Source organism: Neisseria sp. KEM232, from assembly GCF_002237445.1.
In the GTDB taxonomy this organism is placed as follows: Bacteria; Pseudomonadota; Gammaproteobacteria; order Burkholderiales; family Neisseriaceae; genus Neisseria.
The window spans coordinates 824,286-850,532 of sequence record NZ_CP022527.1; the positions used below are offsets into that span (position 1 = coordinate 824,286).

A 26,247-nucleotide genomic window follows, 5' to 3' on the forward strand; every position below is an offset into this window, starting at 1 on the left:
TTAAAGCACATTCCCGCCCGCCGTCCAAACCGCCAGCGCCTGATGCGCGGTTTTTCAGACGGCCTTGATGGTAAAATGCCGCCGTTTTCCACTCTCCCGCCATTTGATGACCATCCTCCAAGCCCTTTTCGTCCTCGTGCTGCTGATTACCGTCAGCGCATTCGTTTCCAGTGCCGAACTCTCGCTGGCCTCGGCGCGCAAAATCAAGCTGCAAGTGATGGCCAAAGACGGCGGCGACACCCGCGCGCTCGACGTACTCAATATGCAGCAGCAGCCGGGCAGCTTCATCACCATCGTCCAAATCGGCCTCAACGCCGTGGCGATTCTGGCCGGTATTGTCGGCGAAGCGGCGGTGCGGCCGTATTTCGCGTCGTTTTTCAACCGCTTCGGAAGCTGGGGCGAAACCGCCGCGCCGCTGCTCACCTTCGTTCTGGTAACCGGCAGCTTCATCCTTGTGGCCGACCTGATGCCCAAACGGCTGGCCATGACCTATCCCGAAGCCGTGGCCGTGCGCATCGTGCGGCCGATGATGTTTCTGATTTTCCTGTTGAAACCCTTTGTCTGGATATTCGACGGCCTGGCCAACGCCGTGTTCAAACTGCTGAAAATCCCCACCGTGCGCCAAGAGCAACTCACCTCCGAAGACATCTACGCCGTGGTCGATGCCGGCGCGCAGGCCGGCGTTTTAAAAGAGCAGGAGCACTATCTGATCGAAAACATCTTCGACATGCAGGAGCGCACCGTCACCTCCACCATGAACACCCGCGAATACATCGCCTATTTCGACAAAAACGACGACAGCGACACCGTGATCGCCGCCATGTCAGAAAAGCCGCACAACAAATTCCTCGTCTGCGACGGCGATTTGGAGCGCGTGATCGGCTACATCGAATCGCACACCCTGCTCACCCTGTTTCTCAAAGAAAAAAACGTGCGCCTCACCGACAAACGCGTGCTGCGCAAAGTGCTGTTCATCCCCGACACGCTCTCGCTGTTCGACGTTTTGGAAACCTTCAAAACCTCGGGCGAAGATTTTGCCGTCGTCGTCAACGAATACGCGCTGGTGGTCGGCGTGGTAACGCTCAAAGACGTGATGAGCATCGTGATGGGCGAACTCGTCAACACCGAAGAAGAGCCGCAAATCATCCGCCGCACCGAAGACACCTGGCTGGTGGACGGCGCGACCCCGCTGGCCGACGTGATGCGCGCCCTCGACATCGAAGCCTTCCCCAACTCGGAAAACTACGAAACCATCGCCGGCTTCATGATGTACTCCCTGCGCAAAATCCCCAAGCGCACCGATTCCGTCGTCTACGGCCCTTACAAATTCGAAATCATCGACACCGAAAACCTGAAAATCGACCAGCTTCTGGTGACACGGCAGGAAGCCGCGCGGGAATAAACGCGGCAAAGCAAAAGGCCGTCTGAAAGCCCTGTTTCGGGGTTTTCAGACGGTCTTTTGTGTCTTTTTGGCTCTTTATTCGCCGCACAAAGAGCGAACCTGCTGCGGCACTTCGCCGCTGCATATCCAAGTAATCTGCCTGCCTTCCTGCAAGGGCAGCATCACCAGCGCTTTTTCGCCGTCGACGGGCGTGGCGTTGATGGTGCCTTGCAGGATGCTGACGTTCTGCCAGTATTTCTGCTGGGTGTCGTTCAGGGTGAGCGCTTCGGTGATTTGGTTCAGCTCCACGCCCTGCGACACACGCTCGGCAACAATGTTTTGCGTGAAGACCAGCGCGTCGGCGGGCGAATCGGGATTGGCCGCGGGTTTGAGCTCGATTTCGGGCGCGGGTTTGCCGGTGACCGACGACACGGCAACAGGCTCTTCCAAGCCGGCCAGGCGGTAAACGGGCTGAACGAGATGGTTGAACTGAGGCGCAAATTGGGTAACGGCAGCGCAGAGGCCGACCAACAGCAGGCACAGAAAGCCGAGGATTTTTCCCGTCAGCGCCGCGCCGCCTTCGCCTTTGAAGCCGCAGACAAGAGCCAAAACGGCCAGCGCCACAGGCAGGGCATAGGACGGCATGCCGGTATCGGCCAGCAGGGTGCCCATGTCCAGCGCGTTGAGCAGCGGCAGCACGGCAAAGGCGGCGATGCCGAATAAGAGCGCCAAAGCGCCTGCCGCCGCACCGGGGCGCAGCGGCTTTTTCACGGGGGCTTTCTGATCGAAAGGAGTGGTTTTCTTGAAGAGTGGGAGGGAAAGTTTCGCCATAATGTGAAAGTGCTTAACTGAAATTTAAAATGTCCGCGATTTTAGCAATTTGCGTTAAATCAGGCAATCTCAGGCCGTCTGCAAGGGCGGTTTCAGACGGCCTCTCGAACAATTAGTTCCTGCCGCAGCAGGCTTTGTATTTTTTGCCGCTGCCGCAGGGGCAGGGGTCGTTGCGGCCGGTTTTCGCTCCTTCGCGGCGCACGGTTTGCGGCTTGTTTTTCACCGCGTGCCAGTAGGCGTGGATGTCGCGCACGGCATGGGGGACTTCGTCTTGCAGGCTGCGGATTTCGCTGTCGTCCAAATCGGAGAGGACGTCGTCTTCTTCGTAAATGCCGCCCAGTGCCATCAGCGGGTAGAACAGGTCTTCAAACTCTTCGTCGTCGATGGCGGCAAACCAGTCGGTCGGCGTGGTGTCGAGGGCGTAGAGGTAGGCGTTGCACCAGGAAAAGTAGTCGGGTTCGCCGTTGTCGTATTCGTGCAGTAGCAGCGCGGGCGGCTGTTTCTGCGCCCACGCCTGCCGCAATTCTTCCGCCCATGCGCTCACGGCTTGGCCGACGCGGGCTTTGTCTTCGTCGTTCAAGGGGGAGTCGCCGATGATGTCGGCGCTGATTTGCGGCAGGTTGTCGGTGATGTCGTCCGGGCCGCTTGCCCAAGCGGTGAGATAGGCTTGGACTTCGTCGTCGCGCATGGCCGCGCCTTCGGCGGCATGGGCGTTGAGCAGTTGTGCGATGGTTTGTTGCGGGGTCATGGGGTTTCCTTACTTACATAGTGAAACAACACGAAAATCTACGGCGTTGCTGCGCCTTGCCGTACTACTTGTACTGTCTGCGGCTTGCTGCCTTGTATCTTTCCGTGTTGTTTCACTATAAAAACGGCGCACTGTTCCATAGAGTGCGGCAGATGAAAAACGGCAGGGATGAGGCCGTCTGAAAGCAGGGCTTCAACGAAGTTAAAACCCCTTTTTCGGTTTTCAGACGGTCTTTACTGCCTTTCAGACGGCCTTAACGCTCAATCTGCGATACGTCGCGCACCGCGCCTTTGTCGGCGGAGGTGGCCATCGCGCCGTAGGCACGTAGGGCGGCGGAGACGTAGCGTTCGCGGTTTTCCGGCTTCCATGACCGGCTGCCTTTGGCTTCCATTTGGGCGCGGCGCTCGGCGAGTTCTTCGTCGGAGATTTTCAGGTTGATGCTGCGGTTGGGGATGTCGATTTCGATGGTGTCGAACTCGCGCACCAGGCCGATGGCGCCGCCTTCGGCCGCTTCGGGGGAAACGTGGCCGATACTCAAGCCCGATGTGCCGCCGGAGAAGCGGCCGTCTGTAAGCAAGGCGCATTGGGCGCCGAGGCCTTTGGATTTGAGATAGCTGGTGGGATACAGCATTTCCTGCATGCCGGGGCCGCCTTTGGGGCCTTCGTAGCGGATGATGACGATGTCGCCGGCAACGATTTGGTTGGCCAAAATGCCTTCGACGGCGGAGTCTTGGCTTTCAAACACGCGGGCGCGGCCGGTGAATTTGAGAATGCTGTCGTCCACGCCGGCGGTTTTCACCACGCAGCCGCGCTCGGCGATGTTGCCGAAGAGTACGGCCAGGCCGCCGTCTTGCGAGTAGGCGTGTTCGACATCGCGGATGCAGCCGTTGGCGCGATCCAAATCCAGCGTTTTCCACATACGGTTTTGCGAGAAGGCCTGGGTGGTGCGCACGCCGCCGGGTGCGGCTTTGAAGCGCTCGATGGCGTGGGTGTTTTCGGGATTGGTTACGTCCCATTTTTCAATCGCATCTTTGAGCGTGGGCGCGTGGATGGTATAGACGTCGGTGTGCAGTTTGCCTGCTTTGTCGAGCTCTTTGAGAATGGCGAAAATGCCGCCGGCGCGGTGCACGTCTTCCATATAGTAGTCGTGGTTGTTGGGCGCGGTTTTGCAGATGCAGGGCACTTGGCGGCTCAGGCGGTCGATGTCGGCCATTTTGAAATCAACGCCGGCTTCGTGGGCAACGGCCAAGAGGTGCAGGATGGTGTTGGTGGAACCGCCCATGGCGATGTCCATGGTCATGGCGTTTTCAAAGGCTTTTTTGGTGGCGATGCTGCGCGGCAGCACGGATTCGTCGTTTTGCTCGTAGTAGCGCTTGGTGATATCGACAATCATGCGGCCGGCTTCGAGAAACAGCTCTTTGCGGCCGGCGTGGGTGGCGAGATAGGAGCCGTTGCCCGGCAAGGAAAGGCCGAGCGCTTCGGTGAGGCAGTTCATCGAGTTGGCGGTAAACATGCCGGAGCAGGAGCCGCAGGTGGGGCAGGCGTTTTGCTCGATTTCGTCGATGGCGGCGTCGGAGACGTTGTCGTCGGCGGCGTCAATCATGGCATCGACTAGGTCCAAACGGCGCTCGGGCTGGATATTGGCCACTCCCAGCACTTTGCCCGCTTCCATCGGCCCACCGGATACGAAAATGGTGGGGATGTTCAGGCGCATGGAAGCAATCAGCATTCCCGGGGTGATTTTGTCGCAGTTGGAAATGCACACCAGCGCATCGGCGCAGTGGGCGTTGACCATGTATTCGATGGAGTCGGCAATCAAGTCGCGGCTGGGCAGCGAATAGAGCATGCCGCTGTGCCCCATGGCGATGCCGTCGTCCACGGCGATGGTGTTGAATTCTTTGGCCACCGCGCCCGCTTTTTCAATCTCGCGGGCAACGAGCTGGCCCATATTGTGCAGATGCACATGGCCGGGAACGAACTGGGTGAAGGAGTTGGCAATGGCGATGATGGGTTTGCCGAAGTCGGTTTCCATCATGCCGGTGGCGCGCCACAGCGCGCGCGCGCCGGCCATATTGCGGCCGTGGGTGGAGGTTTTGGAGCGGTAGTCGGGCATGGTTGTGTGTCCTTGATTGTTGTGTGGCGGAGGCCGTCGCCGCCTTTGCGGGAATGACGTTTCCGAAACCGTTTCAGACGGCCTCCGAAGAGATGGCGCAAGGGCGCGATTCTATACCAGTGCGCGGCACGAAAGAAGCGGCGGCGCACCAAATCGACCCGACTGTTGCCAAAGCGCGGCAGATACGGGAAAGGCCGTCTGAAAGCGAAGCTTCAACGAAGTTAAAAGCTAAAACGGGTTTTAGCTTTGGTTGAAATTCTGCTTTCAGACGGCCTTTTGGAGCAAATGTAAAACGTACCATCCTGCGACGCACGCGGTTTGGGGTTTGTCGGGAGCCGTGCGGGTGCGCGAAAGGCCGTCTGAAAGCGGAAATTCGGCTTTCAGACGGCCTTTGGGTATGACGGGTATTGCATCGAGTACGTGCGTCGCCAGGGGCGGCAGACCCTACGGATGAGCCACGCTACGCTTGCTTTATAAATCGGAACGTGAAGGAATTGAGCAAGACTCAGGAACAAAAATCTGGCAATGACTTATTCCCGCTTTCTTACATTCATGCAATGCTGCTGCTTCTGCATTACTTGCCTTAGTCATAAAAACAACACCATTTTTCTTGCCCTGTTTCCCTTGTACCCCGGCAAAACAACCATTACGCACCCAAACTTCAATTTTGCAGTTGACGCCACCATATTTTCTACACTCATTCAATGCAGCTTGTTCCGCCCTCTCTCTGGAGCTTTCATTGATCGCCCACCCCAAACACCCAATTGAGAACTAGTCGCCAATGCCCCGTATTTCGACGGCAGCATCACAGGGGGCGGGGCTTCCTGCCTTGTCCGCGATTGCGGCGGGGCGACATTGTAGCGAACCAGATCCCCATTGTTTCCCTGAAAGCTGCAAATGCCGCTCACGGGTCAAATTGTCCCGGACAGCCGTTTGCGTATACGTTCAAACTAGCCAAGCCCGACAATACAAAACACATTTCTTCATTCGGTTTTTCGTCCTTTTTGCTTCTGCCGAATCCTTGCGGTTCGGGTCGTTGATAAACAAGGTGTGCCGTCATACATATGACTGGCAGGCGCAGTCCGTATAAGGCAGGTGTCGCGCTTCGCTTTCAGACGGCCTCCATCCGTTTGCAGGCTATTTCATCATGTTTTTAATCACGCCCATCACGCTGCGGGAAATGGCGTTGGTAACCTGTTTGTTGATGCGGTTGCCGATGCTGTCGGCCAGATCGTAGCCCAATCCCTGATTGGCTTTTTTTCGGCTGCCGAACAGGCCGCCGAGGAAGCCTTCGAGCAGGCCGGGTTGGGATTTTTCCTGCGGCGCGGCGCTTTGCGCGGGGGCTTGCTGCGCGGCGGGCTGCTGCGCCTGCTGCGGTGCTTGGGCGGCCAGCTGTTGCAGGGCTTCGTAGGCGGAGAAATTGTCGACGGCGTCTTTGTAGTGGCGGTAGAGGATGTCGTTGCAAAAGCGCTGGTCGCGCTCTTGGGCGGCAAGGGGCGCGAGCAGCGACTGGGGCGGCAGGACGAAGGCGCGTTCCACGGGTTCGGGCATGCCTTTTTCGTCGAGGAAGGAGACGAGCGCTTCGCCGACGCCCAGTTCGGTGATGGCTTCGGCCACTTTGACGCCGGGTTTGCTGCGGAAGGTGTCGGCGGCGGCTTTCACGGCTTTCTGATCGCGCGGGGTGAAGGCGCGCAGGGCGTGCTGGACGCGGTTGCCGAGCTGGCCGAGCACGCTGTCGGGGATGTCGAGTGGGTTTTGCGTGACGAAATAGACGCCGACGCCTTTGGAGCGGATCAGGCGCACGACTTGTTCGACCTGTTCGAGCAGCGCGGGGGCTGCGTTGTCGAACATCAGGTGGGCTTCGTCGAAGAACATGACGAATTTGGGTTTGTCGGGGTCGCCCGTTTCGGGCAGGGTTTGGAAGAGTTCGGCAAGAAACCACAGCAAAAAGGCGCTGTACATGCGCGGCGAGCGCATCAGTTTTTCGGCGTTGAGGATGTTGATCACGCCCTGCCCTCCTTCGCTTTGCAGCCAGTCTTGCAGGTTGAGGGCGGGTTCGCCGAAAAAGCGCTCCGCGCCTTCGTTTTCGAGGGTGAGCAGCTGGCGCTGGATGGCGCCGACGCTGGCGGCGGAGACGTTGCCGTATTGCGTGCGGTATTCCTTGGCGTGTTCGGCGACGTATTGCAGCATGCCGCGCAGGTCTTTCAGGTCGATCAGGTGCCAGCCTTGGTCGTCGGCGGCTTTGAAAACGAGGTTGAGCAGGCCTTCCTGTGTGTCGTTGAGGTTCATCAGGCGGGAAAGCAGCATCGGCCCCATCTGCGATACGGTGACGCGCACGGGAATGCCGGTTTCGCCGAACACGTCCCAAAAGCGCACGGGAAAGGCTTTGAGATAGCCGCTTTTGTCGATGCCGAACTCTGCCATGCGCTCGCCGGGTTTGCCCGCGCCGTCGCCCGCTGCGGCGATGCCGGAGAGGTCGCCCTTTACGTCGGCGAGAAAAACGGGGACGCCGAGGTTGCTGAAACTTTCGGCCATTTTGCGCAGGGTGACGGTTTTGCCGGTGCCGGTCGCCCCGGCAATCAGGCCGTGGCGGTTGGCCATTTTGGCAATGATGTCGAGCGGGCTGTGTTCTGCGCCGTGCACGGCGATGGTGAGCGGGTTCATGTTGCGGCTCCTGTGTCGGATAAAAAACAGGCGGCATTGTAGCGGTTCGGCGCGGTTCGGACATCATAAAAACCTTGCTTGCCGGTGCCGACGGCCGTCTGAACGCCTCGCCGGGGCGCGCGGATTGTTTGGTTAAATTATTTATGTTCATACGGCGGAACACGCCGTTTTCCCGAGTCCGCACAAGCGCCCTACCCCACCGCGCCCGCCCGGATGGTTCAGACGGCCTGACGATTATTCCTGTCAAAACATGCTTTGCGCTAAATCAAACAATGCTTGATTCGACAATTACCATGCGTTACTACATAACAAAACAGGTTATAATTGACGCGTAATTACGCTTTATTAATCATTTTAACAAACCATACAGGAGATTATCGAAATGAAACAAAAAACCTGGTTGCTGCTGCCTTTGGCGCTGGCCGTATCCCAAGTCTGGGCGGCGGAAGAAACCGTCGAACAAAACGCATTGGATTCCGTGGTCGTCACCGGCACCCAGCAGAAAAAAGCCAATACGGTGAAATTCAATCCCAAAGCCGCCATCCAGCCGCTTCCCGCGGGCGACGGCGCGGATTTGCTGCAATCCGTGCCCAATATGAGCATCATCCGCAAAGGCGGCAGCTCGGGCGACCCGCTGTTTCGCGGTTTGGGCGGCTCGCGCCTGTCGATTAATGCCGACGACCAGTTTATCTACGGCGGCTGCAATATGCGCATGGATCCGCCCACAGCCTACATCCACCCCAACACTTTCGACGAAGTGATCGTCACCAAAGGCCCGCAAACGGTTACGCAGGGCATGGGACTGATTACGGGTTCGGTGCGCTTTGTCCGCCACGATCCGAAATTTGACGAAAAACCCTATTCCGTCAGCGGCGGCGTCACAGTCGGCAGCCACGGCCGCCGCGACGCTTCGTTTGAAGGCGAAGCGGGCGGCAAATACGGCTACCTGCGCGCCAACGTGTCGCACAACGAGGCCGACGACTATAAAGACGGCGACGGCAACCGCGTGCATTCCGAGTTCAAACGCGACAACCAAATGGTGCAGCTGGGCGTAACGCCGTCTGAAAACACCACCATCGCGGGCACATACGAACGCAGCCGCGCCAAAGCCGCCTACGCCGACCGCATGATGGACGGCAGCAAATTCGACCGCGACGCATGGAACGTGCGCTTCACACAAAAACGCCTCACCCCCTGGTTTACAGAACTGGAACTGCGCTACGGCGAGAGCGAAATCGACCATGTGATGGACAACTACAGCCTGCGCACGCCCGGCAAAATGCCCAACGGCATGACCATGCCCAAAAGCGCGATGAACCCCAAACGCAACACGGACACGGGCAACCTCCGCGCCACTTTCGACTGGGACAATCTCAATCTGCAAACCGGCGTTGACTATATGCGCGACAAACACGCTTCCCGCATGGAAATGCGCGGAGAAGGCTACAGCCACAAACCCTATATGCCCAACCAAAGCTTCAAACAGTGGGGCGCTTTTGCCGAAGCCGCATGGCAGCATAACGACAGCCGCAAATGGGTGGTCGGCCTGCGCCACGACAAAGTCAAAGCCGATTATGAGGGCAGCCACAACTTCGCCGCCGGCGCACAACGCCACCAAAACTATTCGCTGACCTCGGGTTTTGCCCGCTGGGAAGAAACCGTCGGCAACATCAAATATTACGCAGGTTTGGGCGTCGCCCAACGCTCGCCCGACTATTGGGAACGCAACAGGGCGCCGAACCTGAAAAAAGAAACCAACCGTCAAATCGATGCCGGCCTAATCTACAGCAGCGGCAACGTCCACAGCTCCTTGTCCGTGTTCGGCAGCAAAGTCAAAGACTTCATCATTGTCGAGAGCGCCAAAACCCACTGCCCGCAATATACCGCCTGCAACATCGATGCCACCCGCGTCGGCGGCGAAGCCGAAGTGAAATGGAAATTCGCCCCCGACTGGGAAATCGGCAGCAGCCTGGCCTATACGCGCGGCAAAAACCGCAGCCACGGCCTGCCGCTGGCGCAAACCCCGCCCTTAGAATGGAACAGCAGCCTTGCTTGGGACAACGGCAAATTCAGCGCAGGCGCACTTTGGCGCGTAGCCGCCAAGCAAAACCGTTATGCGCAAGGCCAGGGTAACATCGTCGGCCAAGACCTCGGCGCAGCCGCAGGCTTCGGCGTCCTTTCGCTCAACGCAGGCTGGAAAATGAACAAATACACCACTTTGCAAGGCGGCGTGGACAATGTATTTAACAAAACCTACGCCGAATTTGTCAGCAAAAGCGGCTCCAACGTCGACCCCGCCGCAGGCATTAAAACCACCCGCGTCAACGAACCAGGACGCACTGCCTGGCTAAGACTGCAGGCACGGTTCTAATCGGGCACAACAAGCAGCAGAAAGGCCGTCTGAAAACCTATTTTCGGTTTTCAGACGGCCTTTTGCCGAATCGGGATTCATAGCGGATGAGGCTTTTTGATAGGGGCTGTACTAGATAAGCCCTAAATTTCACACCACCGGCGCAGCACTTTAAGCTGCTCGGAGGGTGTGCCAAAGTTAAAACGGAACTCGCATTCTTTCAAGAAAAGCGGGAAAGATTTACGGTCGATTCCATTGTATTTGCGCAGTACGCGCTTTGCCTGATTCCAGAAATTTTCAATGCCGTTGATATGGTTCTGTCTGTCGGCAAACAGCTTGCTGTGATTAATCCTGCTGCGCCGCCTCACCGACGAACACAAGCGCACCACCGTCGTCGTTTTGCACGACATCAACCAGGCCGCCGCCTACGCCGACTACGTCGTCGCCATGAAAAACGGCGCGGTTTTCATGGCCGACACCCCCGACAAAATCTTCACCCCCGACAACATCCGCGAACTGTTCGACATGGACGTCGACGTGCTCGACTACAAAGGCAAGAAACTCGTTATCCACCATATTTGAACCGCCGACTGTGCAGCCCCAAAAGGCCGTCTGAAAAACCTGCGAAGCAGGTTTTTCAGACGGCCAAATTCAGACGGCCTTTATTCGTACACCGCCGCCGCGCAGAGGATGTCGGCCAGTGTGCGCCAAGTGAGGGTTTCGCCGTCGCAAAAGGGTTGGTTCATATTGGTGTAGTAGCCGTCCATGTCTTCTATCCAGCCTGCCATTGCGGCGAGGAATTCGGGCAGGCTTGCGTTGGTGAGGCCGCCCTTTGCCGCTTCGGCGGAAAATTTTTCTAGAAAAAGCAGGAAGTCTTGGCGGTTGCGGATGGGTTCGTTCATGGTGTTTGGATGTGCGTGAGGCCGTCTGAAAGAGGTTTCAGACGGCCTTTTGCCGTGGCGGCTTATTTGCAGGCGGCGGAGACTTTTTTCACCGCTTCGTCGAGTTTTTTACTGTCGACGCCGCCGAGGATGGCTTCGCGTTTGCCGCATTTGACGGCTTCGACGGTGGTGAAAGGCAGGGCGCCGACGGTGTTGCCGTGTGCTTTCATAAAGCTGCGGCTGTCGTTGCCGGTGTAGTGCCACACGGGGTAGGACACGGGCGTTTGTTTCAAAAAGGCGGCGATGTTTTCTTTGCGGTCTACGGCGATGCCGACCAGATCGACGCTGCCTTTTTTCTGTTTTTTAAACCAGGCCGACATTTCGGGCATTTCTTTGACGCAGGGTTTGCAGTACGAGCCCCAGAAGTTGACGATGCGCACGGGTGCTTTCAAATCGGCGAAATCGCGCGCTTTGCCCTCGGGAAAGGCGGCCAAATCGGCGGCTGCGGCGGGCAGGGCGGCAAGGATGAGGACGGCGGCGGACAGAAAAGACGGTTTCATGACTGGCTCCTATATATATATCGCGGATGCGGACGGGAAAACGGCGGCGATTATAACCCCTTTGCCGCGCGGCAGATTTTGCGCGGGGGCAAATCTTTGCCACAAACGGCGGGGCGGGTTTACAATGCTTAACCTAAATTGCTCAAATCCGCAGGCAACAGGAGGCCGCATGAAATCCGTTACGCTCTACCACAATCCGCGCTGTTCCAAATCCCGTGCCGCCGCCGAGTGGCTGGCAGAAAACGGCTTTGCCGCCGACACGGTGCGCTATCTCGACGAGCCGCTGTCGGTCGGCGGGCTGCGCGATCTGGCCGGCAAACTCGGCCTTGCCGACGTGCGCGGCATGATGCGCGTGAAAGACGATTTGTACCGCGAATTAAACCTCGACGGTGCGGACAACGAGGAGCTGCTGGCCGCCATTGCCGCACATCCCGCCTTATTGGAGCGGCCGATTGCCGTGTACGGCGGCAGAGCCGCCATCGGCAGGCCGCTGGAAAACATTGTCGATCTGGTGCGGGAAGAGGCCGTCTGAAACACGGCGGCGCGCTTTCAGACGGCCTAAACGATAGGAAACGGGACGTGTGGCGATGAACGGCAAAGCCCGGCGGCTTTTCAGACGGCCGCGTATTTTGTGGGGTTATTTGTGGCGCGGCATGATTGCCAGCGTGCTGGCGGTGCTGCTGGTGCTGGTTTTGTGCGGCGTGCAGGTTTACCGCACCGCCCGCGCCGCGCTGCCGCCGGGCTATCACGGCGATGCGGCGGTGGTGCTGGGCGCGGCGGCTTGGGATTCGCGTCCTTCGCCCGTGTTCCGCGAGCGCATCAACCACGCCATCGTGCTCTACCAGAGCGGCCGCGTGCGCAAAATCGCCTTCACCGGCGGCGCGGTGAAAAAAGGTTTTATGAGCGAGGCTGCCGTCGGGCGGCGTTATGCTGTCAAACAGGGCGTGCCCGCGCGCGACATCATCATGGAAACCAAGTCGCGCACCACCTACGAAAACCTCGCCAACATCCGCCCGCTGCTGCACGAAGAAGGGCTGTACAAAATCGTGATCGTCAGCGACCCGCTGCATCTGGCGCGCACCGCCGCCGTCGCCCGTGATTTGGGTTTGGAGGCCGAAGTGTCGCCCACGCCCACCACGCGCTACACCGACCGCGAAAGCCAATTCCGCTTCTGGCTGCGCGAAACCGTCCTGCTGGCGGGCTACTACGCATGGCGGGCGGGCAGCAGCGTCATGTCCTTTTTCGGCTTCGGCTGACACGTCCGCCTCCTTGCCGCGCCGCGTCGGATTTGCTACCATCCGCGGCGCATTAAGAGTTGGGACTTCCATGCCAACCTGCTTTTTTACGGTTTTGACAGGTAAGAGTAAGGTGGACGGTTTTTCAAAAACCGATGTGGCTTGCGCCGTTGCGGCGGCAGGCAATCGAAATCCCGCTTGAATGCGGGTATTTTTTTGCCCCGCTGAAATGCTGTTTGCCCGCTGTCTGTTTTTCAGACGGCCTTACAGAACCCCGCAGGCCGTCTGAACGCCTGCCGAACCAGAAAGGTTACCACCATGAGCGAATACCTCTTCACCTCCGAATCCGTGTCCGAAGGCCATCCCGACAAAGTGGCCGACCAAATCTCCGATGCCATTCTCGACGCCGTTTTGGCGCAAGACCCCGCCGCCCGCGTGGCCGCCGAAACCTTAGTCAACACCGGCCTGTGCGTACTCGCCGGCGAAATCACCACCCATGCCCACGTCGATTACATCAAAGTCGCCCGCGAAACCATCGCGCGCATCGGCTACAACGACCCCGCGCTGTGTTTTGATGCCAAAGGCTGCGCCGTCGGCGTGTACTACGACCAACAATCGCCCGACATCGCCCAAGGCGTGAACGAAGGCGAAGGCTTGGATTTGGCGCAGGGCGCGGGCGACCAAGGGCTGATGTTCGGCTATGCCTGCGACGAAACGCCCACCCTGATGCCCTTTGCCATCTACTACAGCCACCGCCTGATGCAGCGCCAAAGCGAATTGCGCCGCGACGGCCGCCTGAGCTGGCTGCGCCCCGATGCCAAAGCGCAGATTACCGCCGTGTACGACAGCGAAACCGGTAAGGTCAAACGCATCGACACCGTCGTCCTTTCCACCCAGCACGACCCCGAAATCAGCCATGAAGAGCTGGAAAAACAGGTTATCGAGCAGATTATCAAGCCCGTGTTGCCGCCCGAAATGCTCACCGCCGAAACCAAATACCTGATTAATCCCACCGGCAAATTCGTCATCGGCGGCCCGCACGGCGACTGCGGCTTAACCGGACGCAAAATCATCGTCGATACCTACGGCGGCGCAGCTCCGCACGGCGGCGGCGCATTCTCCGGCAAAGACCCGAGCAAGGTCGACCGCTCCGCCGCCTACGCCTGCCGCTACGTCGCCAAAAACATCGTCGCCGCCGGCCTCGCCACCCAGTGCCAAATCCAAATCTCCTACGCCATCGGCATCGCCGAGCCGACCTCGATAGCCATCGACACCTTCGGCACAGGCAAAATCAGCGAAGACAAACTGATTGCGCTGGTGCGCGAACATTTCGACCTGCGCCCCAAAGGCATCGTCAAAATGCTCGACCTCCTGCGCCCGATTTACAGCAAAACCGCCGCCTACGGCCACTTCGGCCGCGAAGAGCCCGAGTTCACCTGGGAGCGCACCGACAAAGCCGCCGCGCTCAAAGCCGCCGCAGGGCTGTAAAGCGTAACAAAGGCCGTCTGAAAAGCATTTTTTGCGTTTTCAGACGGCCTTTTCAGATTGTTTCAAAAGGGAAACCCATGAAATCCCCCGTCCTTATCCCCGTACTCGCCCTCCTTCCTGCCGCCGCCTTCGCGCTGGGTTATCATCCTGGCCCCGACTACCGCGTCGCCCCGCCCGCCGCCTCGCAGGGCTTTTATGAAAGCTACCAAGACTGGGATGCCGCCTGCGACAACACGGGCACCTGCCGCATCGCAGGCTATCAGGGCGATGCAGAGGTCGAACACCCCGTGTCCGTATTGTTCACACGCCAAGCGGGCGGCAATGCGCCGGTTGTCGGGCAAATCGCTGTCGCCCCCGATTTTATAGACAACGCCCCCGATTTGAAGCTGGCGGCCAAAAGCGAACTGCGGCTCAACGGCAAAACACTCGGCACGCTGCGTTTTAACCAAGACGGCTACGGCAAACTCAGCGGCGCGCAAACCCAAGCCCTGCTTGCCGCGCTGCGGGGCGACGCGAAAATCGAAGTTGTGTCGGGCGCACAAAAATGGACGCTGTCGGACAAAGGCGCGGCGGCGGCCATGTTGAAGGTTGACGAATTCCAAGGCCGTCTGAACACGCCCTCCGCCCTGATACGCAAAGGGCAGAGCCGCAGCGAAGCATTGCCGCCGCAACCCGTGCCGCTGATCCGCGCCGTGGCCGTACCGCAAAAAGGAGAGTACGAACTGAAAAAGGGTACGGCCAAACACAAAGCAGTCATGGCCTTGCTGCAAAAGAGCAATAACGGCAGGGAAGACGGCGACCTGACCGACCGTTGCCCCGACCTGCACGAAGCCGAGCGGCAGGGCGGCATTACGGTTTATCCGCTGAACGCCAAACAGGTGCTGGTTGACACTTCGTGCATATCGGGCGCGTATCAGGGCACGGGTTTTAACGCCGTGATGGACGCCAAACTGACCCGCGTCGAACAGGTGCTGCCGCGCCAATACGGCGGCAGCGGCGGCTTCGACCCGAAAACCGCCACGCTGTCGGGCAGTTTCAAAGGGCGCGGCTTGGGCGACTGTTGGAGCGGGCAAAGCGCGGTGTGGAACGGCCACACGTTCGTGCGCAGCAGCGAACATACCACCGGCCAGTGCAAAGGCTTTTTGGGCGGCGCGTGGACGCTGCCCCTGTTTGTCGGCAAAACCCGATAGCGATAGGCAGAAGGCCGTCTGAAAACCGAAAACGGGATTTCAGACGGCCTCCCACTTGCAAATCCGCCCGCAGCCGCCATAATGGCGGCCTTTGAAAGGAAACCCCGTGCCCACCGTTACCCTCTACTCCGGCCCGCACTGCCCCTACTGCAATATGGCCAAAGCCCTGCTCAAACAGTTCGGCGTGCAAAACATCGTCGAAATCGGCGCGCACACCGACCCCGAAGCCTTTGAAACCATGCGCCAGGCCACCGGCACGCGCACCGTGCCGCAGATTTTCATCGGCGGCAAACACGTCGGCGGTTTCAGCGAGCTGCGCGCCCTGCACAACGCCGGCCGCCTGACCGAAATGCTGTCGGGCGAATAGATTTTCCAACCCCGCCGTTTTCAGACGGCACAACCCAAAAGCGAGAGCAAACATGAGCGAACAAGAAAACCAGCAGCAACCCGTTTTCAGCATTGAAAAAATCTACGTCAAAGACCTGTCTTTGGAAGTGCCGCACGCGCCGCGCGTCTTCCTCGAACAGGGCGAGCCCAATGTCGAAATGCGTATTTCCACGCAGAGCGAAAAACTGGAAGACAACTTCTACGACGTGTCCGTCACCGTTACCGTCACCGCCCGTCTCGAAGACGAGCGCGTGATGTTCCTCAACGAAGTCACGCAAAACGGCATCTTCCGTTTGGAAAACATTCCCGAAGAGGATATGTCGGTGCTGCTGTCGGTGGCCTGCCCGAACATCCTGTTCCCCTACGCGCGCGAAGCCGTGTCTTCCGCCATCACCCGCGCAGGTTTCCCGCCCGTGCTGCTTGCCCCGATCAACTTCGAGGCGATGTACCAACAGCAGCAGGAACAGGGCAACGCCTGATTCCCGATACGCGGTTTAAAGGCCGTCTGAAAGCCCTTTCGGGGTTTTCAGACGGCCTTTGAATATCGGAGTAGGGTGTGTACCGCAGGTACGCACGCGGTTTGTTGCAAGGCAGCGGCAAACGTGTCCTGCGTTTTGCCTGCGGCTCAAAGGCCGTCTGAAAACCCCGAAAGGGCTTTCAGACGGCCTTTGTCCGACATATCGAAAGAAGCAGCGGTTATTTAGCGGCGGCGGCAAAGTTTGTTATAGTCCGCCGCTCTTGAAACCCGCACAGCGTTAAAATTATTTTATGGATACGCATCAGACACATGTCAATCCGTGGCCGGTGATTTCGGCGGCGGCCTTTATCCTTTTGGTTACCATCGGCATGAGGATGTCTTTGGGGCTATTTGTCCAACCCGTCGTCAACACCACGGCGCTGGGCATCGAACAGTTCAGCCTGGTGATTGCCGTGTTCCAGCTGATGTGGGGCGTGGCGCAGCCGGTGACGGGCGCACTGGCCGACCGTTTCGGCGCACGCAGGGTGCTGGCGGGCGGCGCGCTGCTGCTGTCGGCGGCCTGTTTTCTCGTGCCGCAGCTGCCGACGCTGTGGGGCATGATGCTGACGGTGGGCGTGCTGCTGGCTTTCGGTACGGGCGCGGGCGGCTTTTCCATCATCATGGGGCAGGTGGCGGCGAAGCTGCCGCCGCAGATGCGCGGGCTGGCTTCGGGCGCGGTGAACGCGGGCGGCTCGGCGGGGCAGTTTCTGTTTGCGCCGCTGGTGCAGGGGCTTTTGGTGCTGCCCTATGCGGGCTGGCAGGGCGTGTTTTATGTATGGAGCGGCATCGCACTGCTGATTGTGCCCGTGGCATGGTGGCTGACGCGCGGCAGCGTTCAGACGGCCTCAGCTGCCTCGGCGCAGGCGCACGAAGCAGGCGGCCTCAAAGGCGCGGTGGCCGCCGCTTTCCGCAACCGCAGCTATCTGCTTTTGCACGCGGGATTTTTCACCTGCGGCTTTCACATTGCTTTTTTGGTGACGCACCTGCCGACGGAAATCGCGCTGTGCGGCCTGCCGCCGTCGGTGGCTTCGGCCTCGCTGGCGGTAATCGGTTTGGCGAACATTGCCGGCTGCCTGTTTTCCGGCTGGTGCGTCGGCCGCTTCCGTGCCAAATACGTGCTCGCCGCCCTGTACGGTTCGCGCGTGCTGCTGGTGGCGGCCTATCTCGCAGCGCCGCGCACCGATATGAATTTCTACCTGTTTGCCTCCGGGCTGGGCTTTACCTGGCTGGCGACCGTCGCCCCCACCGCCGCGCTGACGGGTAAGCTGTTCGGCACGCGCTATCTGGCGACGCTGTTCGGCCTTACCATGCTCAGCCACCAGATAGGCGGTTTTCTCGGTTCGTATCTGGGCGGGCGCGTGGTGTCGGCCTTCAACGACTACGGCTGGATGTGGTATGCCGATATGGCGTTGGCGGGCGCGGCGGCGCTGCTGAACTTGCCGATACGCGAGCCGGAAGCGGAGCGGTAAAGCTACCGCAAGAGGCCGTCTGAAAGCCCGTTTCCGAGCGGAAAAGGCGTTTTCAGACGGCCTTTTGCCCTGTGTGCCGCTGCTTTTGCCGCCGCGGCTTTTCCCGTAGAATGCGGCCTTTCCATTTTTCAGACGGCCTGCGATTACGCAGGCCGTCTGAAATACGCAGAGCAAACAACAATATGATTAAAAAAATTTTTTCCTGGTTTGAAAACCGTATCGAAACCTATCCCGACGTGGCGCCGATGACGCCGAAAAAGGGGCTGTTTCCCTTTATCTGGTCGGCCACCGACGGCGTGCGCAAATGGATTGCCGTACTCGCGCTGATGACGGCGGGCATCGGCATTATGGAAGCCTTGCTGTTTCAGTTTATGGGCAAAGTGGTCGACTGGCTGGGCAGATACACGCCCGATACGCTGTTTGCCGAAAAAGGCTGGGCTTTGTTCGGTATGGCGGCGATGATGGTGTTCGGCGTGTTTTGGACGTTTTTCACTTCCAACGTGCGCCTGCAAACCTTGCAGGGCGTGTTCCCCATGCGCCTGCGCTGGAATTTCCACCGCCTGATGCTGGGGCAGAGCCTCGGCTTTTATCAAGACGAATTTGCCGGACGCGTGTCGGCCAAAGTGATGCAGACCGCGCTGGCGCTGCGCGACGTGGTGATGACCGTGGCCGATATGGTGGTGTATGTGCTGGTGTATTTCATCACGTCGGGCATTATTCTGGTGTCGCTCGACGGCTGGCTGCTTTTGCCCTTTGTCGGCTGGATTGTCGGCTTTGTGCTGGTGATGAAGCTGCTGATTCCCAAGCTGGGCAAAACCGCCGCCGCGCAGGCCGATGCCCGCAGCCTGATGACCGGCCGCATCACCGACGCCTATTCCAATATCACGACGGTAAAACTTTTCTCCCACGGCGCGCGCGAGGCGGCTTATGCCAGGCAGTCGATGGAAGAATTTATGGTAACGGTACACGCGCAGATGCGTTTGGCTACGCTGCTGCACACGTCCAGCTTTATCGTCAATTCCTCGCTGACGCTCTCCACCGCCGCGCTGGGCATCTGGCTGTGGCATCAGGGTCAGGTCGGCGCGGGCGCGGTGGCCACCGCCACGGCCATGGCCTTGCGCGTCAACGGCCTGTCGCAATACATCATGTGGGAATCGGCGCGCCTGTTTGAAAACATGGGCACTGTTTCAGACGGCATGGCCACACTCTCCAAACCGCAGACGATTTTGGACAAACCGGCCGCGCTGCCGCTGAAAGTGAGCGCGGGCGAAATCAAGTTCGACCACGTCGATTTCTCCTACGAAGCGGGCAAACCGCTGCTCAACGGCTTCAACCTCACCATCAAGCCGGGCGAAAAAGTCGGCCTTATCGGCCGCAGCGGCGCGGGGAAATCCACGATCGTGAACCTGCTCTTGCGCTTTTACGAGCCGCAAAGCGGCACGATTTCCATCGACGGGCAAAACGTCGACAGCGTTACCCAAGAGAGCCTGCGCGCGCAAATCGGCCTGGTGACGCAAGACACCAGCCTCTTGCACCGCTCTGTGCGCGACAACATCGTTTACGGCCGCCCCGATGCCGGCGACGAAGAAATGGTGGCCGCCGCCGAGTTGGCTGAAGCCGCCGACTTTATCCCCAACCTGTCGGATGCCAAAGGGCGGCGCGGCTACGATGCCCATGTGGGCGAGCGCGGCGTGAAACTCTCCGGCGGCCAGCGCCAGCGCATCGCCATCGCCCGCGTGATGCTCAAAGACGCGCCGATTCTGCTTCTTGACGAAGCCACCAGCGCGCTCGATTCGGAAGTGGAAGCCGCGATTCAGGAGAGCCTCGACAAAATGATGGACGGCAAAACCGTAATCGCCATCGCCCACCGCCTCTCCACCATCGCCGCAATGGACAGGCTCATCGTGCTCGACAAAGGCCGCATCGTCGAAGAAGGCAGCCACGAAGAGCTGCTGGCGCAAAACGGGCTGTACGCCAAACTCTGGTCGCGCCAAAGCGGCGGTTTCCTCAACAGCGAACAGCACGGATAAACAGGCACAGAGGCCGTCTGAAAGGTTTTCAGACGGCCTGAAATTTTACGCCTGAGGCCGTCTGAAACCCACGAAACCCGCTTTCAGACGGCCTCAGGCCGTGTTCCCACACCAAACAAAGGAGCAAACGGATATGGAACAAACAGCCGAACGCCAATCCTGGCTGAAACTCGCCCTGATGCCCCATATCGGCGCGGAAACCTTTTTGCAGCTGGTCGGCCACTTCGGCAGCGCCGCCGCTGCGTGGCAGGCCGGTGCGGATGCCGTGCGGCCGCTGCTTGCCCGCAAACAGGCGCGGGAGGCTTGGGCAAACAGGCGCGGCGAGGCCGAACGCGCCGCCGAAGCCGCCCTGCGCTGGGAAGAAGGCGAAGGCTGCCGCCTGCTGATGCTGTGCGACGGCGACTTCCCCTCCATGCTCGGCGAGGGCATGACGCCGCCGCCTTTGCTGTTTGCACGCGGCAATACCGCGCTGCTGCACCGCCCGTCCGTCGCCGTGGTCGGCAGCCGCCACGCCACGCCGCAGGCCGAACGCATCGCCCGCGATTTCGGCCGCGCCCTGTCGCAGCAGGGCATCGCCGCCGTTTCCGGCATGGCGGCGGGCATCGACACCGCCGCCCATCTGGGCGCGCTCGAGGGCGCGGGCGGCACGGTGGCCGTGTGGGGCACGGGCATAGACCGCATCTATCCGCCGTCGAACAAAAACCTTGCCTACCAAATCGCCGAACGCGGTCTGATTGTCAGCGAGTTCCCGCTGGGTACGCGGCCGCTGGCGGGCAACTTCCCGCGCCGCAACCGCATCATCGCCGCGCTGGCGCAGGCCGTTTTGGTGGTGGAAGCCGCTGTGGAATCGGGCTCGCTCATCACCGCGCGGCTGGCGGCGGAAATGGGACGCGAAGTGATGGCCGTGCCCGGCTCGATCGACAACCCGCACAGCAAGGGCTGCCACAGGCTGATTAAAGAGGGCGCGAAACTCACCGAATCGCTGGAAGACATTCTGAGCGAATGCCCGCAACTGTTGCCAAACGGCGCGGCTTCATCATATTCTATAAATAGAGAAACGCGGCAGGACACGCCGCGCCAAGTTCAGACGGCCTCTGCCCAAGTGCGGCAGAGGCCGTCTGAAACGCAGGAAAAGGCGCAAACGGCAGACGGCGGCACGGGTAGCTTGCTTGATAAAATGGGCTACGACCCCATACACCCCGACACTTTGGCCGAGCGCCTCGGCCTGTCTGCCGCCGACATTTACGCCGCGCTGCTCGAAATGGAACTGGAAGGCCGCGTGGCGGCGGCATCGGGCGGGCGCTACCAGAGAATCCGCTAGAAAGCGCAGGCGCGGCGAGGCCGCATCACAGTAAGAGGAAACAGCACTATGGCGGAACTCATCGCCTTTCTGATCGAACATTTCCAAGACTTCGACGCCTGCCCCTCGGGCGGCGATTTGGGCAGCCTGCTGGAAGAAGTGGGCTTCGGCGAAGACGACATCCACAAAACGCTGATGCTGATCGACGTGTTGAACGAAGAATCGCAATGGCAGGCGGCGGAGCAGGGCAGCGGCGCGCTGCGCGTCTACTGGCCGGAAGAATGCGACCGTCTGCCGCCCGAAGTGCGCGGACTGCTGCACCAGCTCGAACAGGCGGGCGCACTGAGCACTGGCCAGCGCGAGTTTGTCGTCAACGCCCTGATGTTCATGCCGACGGAAGAAGTGACGGCGGACACGGCCAAAGTCGTGTGCCTTTTGGTATTGTGGGCGCAGAAAGCCGAGCTGCCCGTGCTCATCGGCGACGAACTGATGGCCGCCCTGCACGGCAAGGCGACCATGCACTAGGGCTGTTGACAATCAGTCAAGGCCGTCTGAAAACAGGCGGCGGCAGACGCAGGAAAACCTTTTCAGACGGCCTCATCCCCCCTTAATGAGGCCGTCTGAAACACCCGAAAACCATTCAGACACAGAGAAGAGCGATGGCAAAAAACCTTTTAATCGTCGAATCCCCGTCCAAAGCCAAAACCCTGAAAAAATACCTCGGCGGCGATTTTGAAATTTTGGCCTCCTACGGCCATGTGCGCGATCTCGTGCCGAAAAACGGCGCGGTCGATCCCGACAACCATTTCGCCATGAAATACCAGCTGGTCGCCCGCAACGCCAAACACGTCGATGCCATCGTGGCCGAAGCCAAAGAAGCCGAAAACATCTATCTGGCTACCGACCCGGATAGGGAAGGCGAAGCGATTTCATGGCACTTGCAGGAAATCCTCAAATCCAAACGCGGTCTGAAAAACATCCATCCCAAGCGCGTGGTGTTTCACGAAATCACCAAAAACGCCGTGCTCGATGCCATCGCCCACCCACGCGAGTTGGAAATCAACCTCGTCGATGCCCAGCAGGCTCGCCGCGCACTCGATTATCTGGTCGGCTTCAACCTCTCGCCGCTGTTGTGGAAAAAAATCCGTCGCGGCCTCTCCGCAGGCCGCGTGCAAAGCCCCGCGCTGCGTCTGATTTGCGAGCGCGAAAACGAAATCCGCGCCTTTGAAGCGCAGGAGTATTGGACGGTACACCTCGACAGCCACAAAAGCCGCAGCAAATTCACCGCCAAGCTGGTGCAGTTCGACGGTAAAAAACTCGAACAGTTCGACATGCCGTCTGAAACCGCGCAGGCCGAAGTGCTGGCCGCGCTCGAAGGCAGAGAAGCCGTTGTCTCCGCCGTGGAAAAGAAAAAACGCAGCCGCAACCCGGCCGCGCCGTTTACTACATCGACCATGCAGCAGGACGCAGTACGCAAGCTCGGCATGACCACCGACCGCACCATGCGCACCGCCCAGCAGCTTTACGAGGGCATCGACGTAGGGCAGGGTGCAATCGGTCTGATCACTTATATGCGTACCGACAGCGTGAATCTTGCCGACGAAGCGCTCACCGAAATCCGCCACTACATCGAAAACAAAATCGGCAAAGAATACCTGCCAAGCGCGGCCAAGCAGTACAAAACCAAATCGAAAAACGCGCAGGAAGCCCACGAAGCCATCCGCCCGACTTCCGTTTACCGCACGCCCGAAAGCGTGAAACCGTTTCTCACCGCCGACCAGTTCAAGCTCTACCAAATGATTTGGCAGCGCACCGTCGCCTGCCAGATGACGCCCGCCAAATTTGACCAAACCACGGTGGACATCGCCGTGGGCGAAGGTGTGTTCCGCGTAACTGGCCAAGTGCAGACCTTCGCCGGTTTCTTGAGCGTCTATGAAGAAGGCAGCGACGACGAAGAGAGCGAAGAAAGCAAAAAACTGCCCGAAATGGCCGAGGGCGACACACTGCCGGTTGACAAACTCTACGGCGAACAGCATTTCACCACTCCGCCGCCGCGCTACAACGAAGCCACGCTGGTCAAAGCCCTCGAAGAATACGGCATCGGCCGCCCCTCGACCTACGCCAGCATTATTTCCACGCTCAAAGACCGCGAATACGTTACCCTCGAGCAAAAACGCTTCATGCCCACCGACACCGGTGACATCGTCAACAAATTCCTGACCGACCACTTCGCCCAATACGTCGATTACCACTTCACCGCCAAACTCGAAGACCAGCTCGACGAAATCGCCAGCGGCAAACGCGAGTGGGTGCCCGTGATGGACAAATTCTGGAAGCCCTTCCACAAACAAGTGGCCGAAAAAGAAGGCATCGAGCGCGCCAAATTCACCACCGAAGAGCTGGACGAAACCTGCCCTAAATGCGGCGAACACAAACTGCAAATCAAGTTCGGCAAAATGGGTCGTTTCGTCGCCTGCGCCGGCTATCCCGAATGCAGCTACACCCGCAACGTCAACGAAACCGCCGAAGAGGCAGCCGAGCGCATCGCCAAAGCCGAAGCCGAACAGGCCGAACTCGACGGGCGCGAGTGCCCCAAATGCGGCGGACGGCTGGTGTACAAATACAGCCGCACCGGCAGCAAATTCATCGGCTGCGCCAACTATCCCAAGTGCAAACACATCGAACCGCTGGAAAAACCCAAAGACACCGGCGTCGAATGCCCGCAATGCAAAAAAGGCCATCTGGTCGAGCGCAAATCGCGTTACGGCAAACTGTTTTACAGCTGCAGCACCTACCCCGACTGCAACTACGCCACCTGGAACCCGCCGCTCTCCGAAGAATGCCCCAACTGCCATTGGCCGATTTTAACCATCAAAACCACCAAACGCTGGGGCGTGGAAAAAGTCTGCCCGCAAAAAGAATGCGGTTGGAAAGAGCAGATTGAACCGCCTGCGCCCAAAGAATAGCGTGTTTGGTTTAATGGATAAAAAAGGCCATCTGAAACCCTGCAACAGGTTTCAGACGGCCTTTTATAGTGAGCCAAAATAGAAAAGATACAAGGCAGCAAGCCGCAGACAGTATGGGTAATACGGCAAGGCGCAGCAACGCCGTATATTTTTTATTTTGGCTCACTATATTGTCTGCGGCACGGATATCATGCGCGGCACGATTGGAAGGCCGTCTGAAAGTGCGGCCGGCCGTTTTCAGACGGCCTCGGCCTGCCTTTACCGCAGGATTGGCTATATAGTGAAACAACACGAAAATCTACGGCGTTGCTGCGCCTTAGCTCGAAGAGGGCGGTTTTCTACGGTATTGGAAATGCCAAGAAAACCTGCCCCGTACTACTTGTACTGTCTGCGGCTTGCTGCCTTGTATCTTTCCTATTTTGTTTCACTATAATGCGCCGCAGACAAAACGACAGAGGCCGTCTGAAAGCCTGAAAAACGGAGACGGTTTCCGTTCCGCGCCATATTTTCAGACGGCCTTCGGATATCCGCGATAAGGCCGTCTGAACACCACAGAGAGAAAATCATGCGTACAACCAAACCCATCCTGCTTTTGCCCGTCACACTCGTCCTGCTGGCGGCCTGCGGCCAACACGCGGAAGAAAGCGCCCCCGCCGCCTATGCCCCCGCCGCCGCGATGGAATACAGCGAAGCTGCGCCCGAGCGCGAGCAGGAAAACGCCGTCCGCGCCGACAACATGGTGCTGGCACAAAAGGCGGAAGGGCGGCAACTGGTAGTGGAAGCTGATATCGAGTTTAAAACCGAAAACACGCGTCAGACCGTGGCGGAAGTGGAAAAACTCACGCTGCAATACGACGGATTTATCGAAAAAAGCGGCATTTCCGCCTCGGTGTCCGACGAACAGACCTATCCGCAGCAGGACGGACAGCTGCTGGTTATCCGCCGCTACGGGCAGGCGGGCGATATGACCGTGCGCCTGCCGAAAGACAAAACGGCAGACTTTTTGCGCGATATGCAGAAACACATTGTGTTTTTGCAGGAACAGAATTTCAGCGCGGCCGATGTCGCTCTCGATTTGCGCCGCGCTGCTTTGGAAGCCGCACGGCAGCGCGAGTTGGCCGAGCGTTTGCAGAACACCGCCGATTCGGCGGAAAAAAGCGACAAAAGCGGCACGGCCGACGTGCAGGTCAGGCAGTCCGACGCCCGCGCGCAGCAGGAATACGCCGAATTGCAGCGGGCATACTGGCAGGACAGAGTGGATTTCGCCACCGTTCGCCTGCGCTTCGAGCAGCCCGAAGCCGTGTTCCGCTACACCCGTCCTGACAGCGACGCCGAAGCGCGGCAGTATGCGCCGGGCTTCTGGCAGTCGGTCGGCGTGATGCTGAAACAGGGCTGGGCGGGCTTTTTACGCGGCGTTCTGTTCCTGTTCGGCCTGTGGCCTCTGGTTTTATTGGCTGCCGCATCGCTGTTCGGCTGGCGCAAAATCAAACGGATGAAAAAGAAAACAAAATGAAAAATGCCAAACACAACAATCAGGTGCGCATCGTCGGCGGGACACATCGTGGTCGGAAAATCGCTTTCGCCGATTCAGACGGCCTGCGTCCCACGCCCGACAGCGTGCGCGAACGCCTGTTCAACTGGTTGGGGCAGGATTTGACAGGCAAAACCGTGCTGGATTTGTTTGCGGGCAGCGGCGCGCTCGGTTTTGAAGCCGCTTCGCGGGGGGCGGCAAAAGTGGTGATGGTCGAATTTGAACGTAGGGTTGCGCAGAATCTTGTGCGTCAGGCAGAAATTTTCGGTTGGGATGCCGCCGTATCCGTCGTCCGCCAAGATGCCGCTGCGTATCTGCAAAGCGCAGCGGTGCAATTTGATGTCGTGTTTCTCGATCCGCCGTTCTCCTGGCAGGGGTGGGACGATTTGTTCGGATTGCTGTCAGGCCGTCTGAAACCCGGTGCCGAAGTCTATATCGAAGCGGGAAAAATACCCGATTTGCCGCAATGGCTCGACGTCCGCCGAGAGGGACGGGCGGGGCAGAGCAAATACCTGCTTGCCGTGTATCAGAGCAGCTCCCGATTTAATGATAATTATTCATAAATATATAAAAAACAATCATCTAGCGAAAAGCGTGCTATAATCC

23 protein-coding genes and 2 pseudogenes are annotated in these 26,247 nt (G+C 59.0%); 17 read left to right on the forward strand and 8 right to left on the reverse strand.

Going from position 1 to position 26,247, the window contains the following annotated elements:
* The first annotated feature begins 106 nt into the window (after positions 1 to 106).
* On the forward strand, positions 107 to 1,402 hold the full coding sequence (locus CGZ77_RS04080; protein WP_009426630.1) for a hemolysin family protein: 1,296 nt from the start codon (positions 107 to 109) through the stop codon (positions 1,400 to 1,402).
* 75 nt (positions 1,403 to 1,477) lie between these two features.
* Here CGZ77_RS04080 and CGZ77_RS04085 read toward each other — a convergent pair whose 3' ends face one another.
* From CGZ77_RS04085 to ilvD, 3 genes are all read right to left on the reverse strand, one after another.
* Positions 1,478 to 2,212, reverse strand: a complete 735-nt coding sequence (locus CGZ77_RS04085; RefSeq protein WP_009426629.1) for a hypothetical protein — start codon at positions 2,210 to 2,212, stop codon at positions 1,478 to 1,480.
* Between the two features lie 112 nt (positions 2,213 to 2,324).
* Positions 2,325 to 2,960 carry a UPF0149 family protein gene (locus tag CGZ77_RS04090; protein WP_009426628.1) on the reverse strand — a complete coding sequence of 212 codons (636 nt, stop codon included), beginning with the start codon at positions 2,958 to 2,960 and terminating at the stop codon, positions 2,325 to 2,327.
* A gap of 253 nt (positions 2,961 to 3,213) precedes the next feature.
* Entirely contained in the window at positions 3,214 to 5,073 is a 1,860-nt protein-coding gene (gene ilvD, locus CGZ77_RS04095; protein ID WP_009426626.1) for a dihydroxy-acid dehydratase, read from the reverse strand.
* A gap of 53 nt (positions 5,074 to 5,126) precedes the next feature.
* Between ilvD and CGZ77_RS11995 the strand changes: the two genes are divergently transcribed.
* Positions 5,127 to 5,327 carry a hypothetical protein gene (locus tag CGZ77_RS11995; protein ID WP_157058139.1) on the forward strand — a complete coding sequence of 67 codons (201 nt, stop codon included), beginning with the start codon at positions 5,127 to 5,129 and terminating at the stop codon, positions 5,325 to 5,327.
* Positions 5,328 to 5,544: 217 nt separating this feature from the next.
* Here the strand turns inward: CGZ77_RS11995 and CGZ77_RS12435 are convergent, their stop codons facing one another.
* A complete protein-coding gene (locus CGZ77_RS12435) occupies positions 5,545 to 5,829 on the reverse strand; it encodes a DUF4189 domain-containing protein (RefSeq protein ID WP_232304400.1) in 285 nt (94 codons plus the stop codon).
* A gap of 381 nt (positions 5,830 to 6,210) precedes the next feature.
* Complete coding sequence (locus CGZ77_RS04105; protein WP_009426623.1) at positions 6,211 to 7,737, reverse strand: helicase HerA-like domain-containing protein; 1,527 nt, start codon at positions 7,735 to 7,737, stop codon at positions 6,211 to 6,213.
* Between the two features lie 382 nt (positions 7,738 to 8,119).
* Here CGZ77_RS04105 and CGZ77_RS04110 point away from each other — a divergent pair, with 382 nt between their 5' ends.
* Entirely contained in the window at positions 8,120 to 10,108 is a 1,989-nt protein-coding gene (locus tag CGZ77_RS04110) for a TonB-dependent copper receptor (protein WP_009426621.1), read from the forward strand.
* Positions 10,109 to 10,230: 122 nt separating this feature from the next.
* On the opposite strand, the pseudogene CGZ77_RS04115 reads toward CGZ77_RS04110, so the two are convergent.
* Positions 10,231 to 10,440 (reverse strand): annotated as a pseudogene (locus CGZ77_RS04115) (transposase); the annotation flags it as partial.
* Here CGZ77_RS04115 and CGZ77_RS04120 point away from each other — a divergent pair.
* Positions 10,439 to 10,669 (forward strand): annotated as a pseudogene (locus tag CGZ77_RS04120) (iron ABC transporter ATP-binding protein); the annotation flags it as partial. The pseudogenes CGZ77_RS04115 and CGZ77_RS04120 sit on opposite strands and share 2 nt — an antisense overlap.
* Positions 10,670 to 10,749: 80 nt before the next feature.
* Here the strand turns inward: CGZ77_RS04120 and CGZ77_RS04125 are convergent.
* Positions 10,750 to 10,989, reverse strand: coding sequence for a hypothetical protein (locus CGZ77_RS04125; protein ID WP_009425390.1), 240 nt, complete (start codon positions 10,987 to 10,989; stop codon positions 10,750 to 10,752).
* A gap of 62 nt (positions 10,990 to 11,051) precedes the next feature.
* Positions 11,052 to 11,528, reverse strand: coding sequence for a TlpA disulfide reductase family protein (locus CGZ77_RS04130; RefSeq protein ID WP_009425391.1), 477 nt, complete (start codon positions 11,526 to 11,528; stop codon positions 11,052 to 11,054).
* Positions 11,529 to 11,697: 169 nt separating this feature from the next.
* On the opposite strand from CGZ77_RS04130, the gene arsC reads away from it, so the two are divergent.
* The 13 genes from arsC (at position 11,698) to rsmD (ending at position 26,204) form a co-directional block, all read left to right on the forward strand.
* Positions 11,698 to 12,060 (forward strand): arsenate reductase (glutaredoxin), encoded by a 363-nt coding sequence (gene arsC, locus CGZ77_RS04135; protein WP_036495578.1) that lies wholly within the window; start codon positions 11,698 to 11,700, stop codon positions 12,058 to 12,060.
* 55 nt (positions 12,061 to 12,115) lie between these two features.
* Positions 12,116 to 12,784, forward strand: coding sequence for a YdcF family protein (locus tag CGZ77_RS04140; protein WP_009425393.1), 669 nt, complete (start codon positions 12,116 to 12,118; stop codon positions 12,782 to 12,784).
* A 297-nt stretch (positions 12,785 to 13,081) separates the two neighbouring features.
* Positions 13,082 to 14,251 carry a methionine adenosyltransferase gene (gene metK, locus CGZ77_RS04145; RefSeq protein WP_009425394.1) on the forward strand — a complete coding sequence of 390 codons (1,170 nt, stop codon included), beginning with the start codon at positions 13,082 to 13,084 and terminating at the stop codon, positions 14,249 to 14,251.
* Positions 14,252 to 14,328: 77 nt separating this feature from the next.
* On the forward strand, positions 14,329 to 15,441 hold the full coding sequence (locus CGZ77_RS04150) for a DUF1176 domain-containing protein (protein WP_009425395.1): 1,113 nt from the start codon (positions 14,329 to 14,331) through the stop codon (positions 15,439 to 15,441).
* A gap of 106 nt (positions 15,442 to 15,547) precedes the next feature.
* The gene (gene grxC / locus CGZ77_RS04155; RefSeq protein WP_036495581.1) at positions 15,548 to 15,808 is read left to right on the forward strand and encodes a glutaredoxin 3; all 261 of its coding nucleotides are present in this window, start codon (positions 15,548 to 15,550) and stop codon (positions 15,806 to 15,808) included.
* 52 nt (positions 15,809 to 15,860) lie between these two features.
* The gene (secB, locus tag CGZ77_RS04160; RefSeq protein WP_009425397.1) at positions 15,861 to 16,307 is read left to right on the forward strand and encodes a protein-export chaperone SecB; all 447 of its coding nucleotides are present in this window, start codon (positions 15,861 to 15,863) and stop codon (positions 16,305 to 16,307) included.
* A 289-nt stretch (positions 16,308 to 16,596) separates the two neighbouring features.
* Entirely contained in the window at positions 16,597 to 17,814 is a 1,218-nt protein-coding gene (locus CGZ77_RS04165; RefSeq protein WP_009425399.1) for an MFS transporter, read from the forward strand.
* 182 nt (positions 17,815 to 17,996) lie between these two features.
* A complete protein-coding gene (locus CGZ77_RS04170; RefSeq protein ID WP_009425400.1) occupies positions 17,997 to 19,844 on the forward strand; it encodes an ABC transporter ATP-binding protein in 1,848 nt (615 codons plus the stop codon).
* Positions 19,845 to 19,977: 133 nt separating this feature from the next.
* Positions 19,978 to 21,165, forward strand: a complete 1,188-nt coding sequence (dprA, locus tag CGZ77_RS04175) for a DNA-processing protein DprA (protein WP_009425401.1) — start codon at positions 19,978 to 19,980, stop codon at positions 21,163 to 21,165.
* A 48-nt stretch (positions 21,166 to 21,213) separates the two neighbouring features.
* Positions 21,214 to 21,669 carry a DUF494 family protein gene (locus CGZ77_RS04180; RefSeq protein WP_009425402.1) on the forward strand — a complete coding sequence of 152 codons (456 nt, stop codon included), beginning with the start codon at positions 21,214 to 21,216 and terminating at the stop codon, positions 21,667 to 21,669.
* 134 nt (positions 21,670 to 21,803) lie between these two features.
* The gene (gene topA / locus CGZ77_RS04185) at positions 21,804 to 24,110 is read left to right on the forward strand and encodes a type I DNA topoisomerase (protein WP_009425403.1); all 2,307 of its coding nucleotides are present in this window, start codon (positions 21,804 to 21,806) and stop codon (positions 24,108 to 24,110) included.
* A gap of 565 nt (positions 24,111 to 24,675) precedes the next feature.
* Positions 24,676 to 25,623: a DUF4349 domain-containing protein gene (locus tag CGZ77_RS04190; RefSeq protein ID WP_009425407.1), complete on the forward strand. Its 948-nt coding sequence runs from the start codon at positions 24,676 to 24,678 to the stop codon at positions 25,621 to 25,623.
* Positions 25,620 to 26,204, forward strand: coding sequence for a 16S rRNA (guanine(966)-N(2))-methyltransferase RsmD (gene rsmD / locus CGZ77_RS04195; protein WP_009425408.1), 585 nt, complete (start codon positions 25,620 to 25,622; stop codon positions 26,202 to 26,204). The genes CGZ77_RS04190 and rsmD overlap by 4 nt, the downstream gene beginning before the upstream one ends.
* Positions 26,205 to 26,247 lie beyond the last annotated feature (43 nt).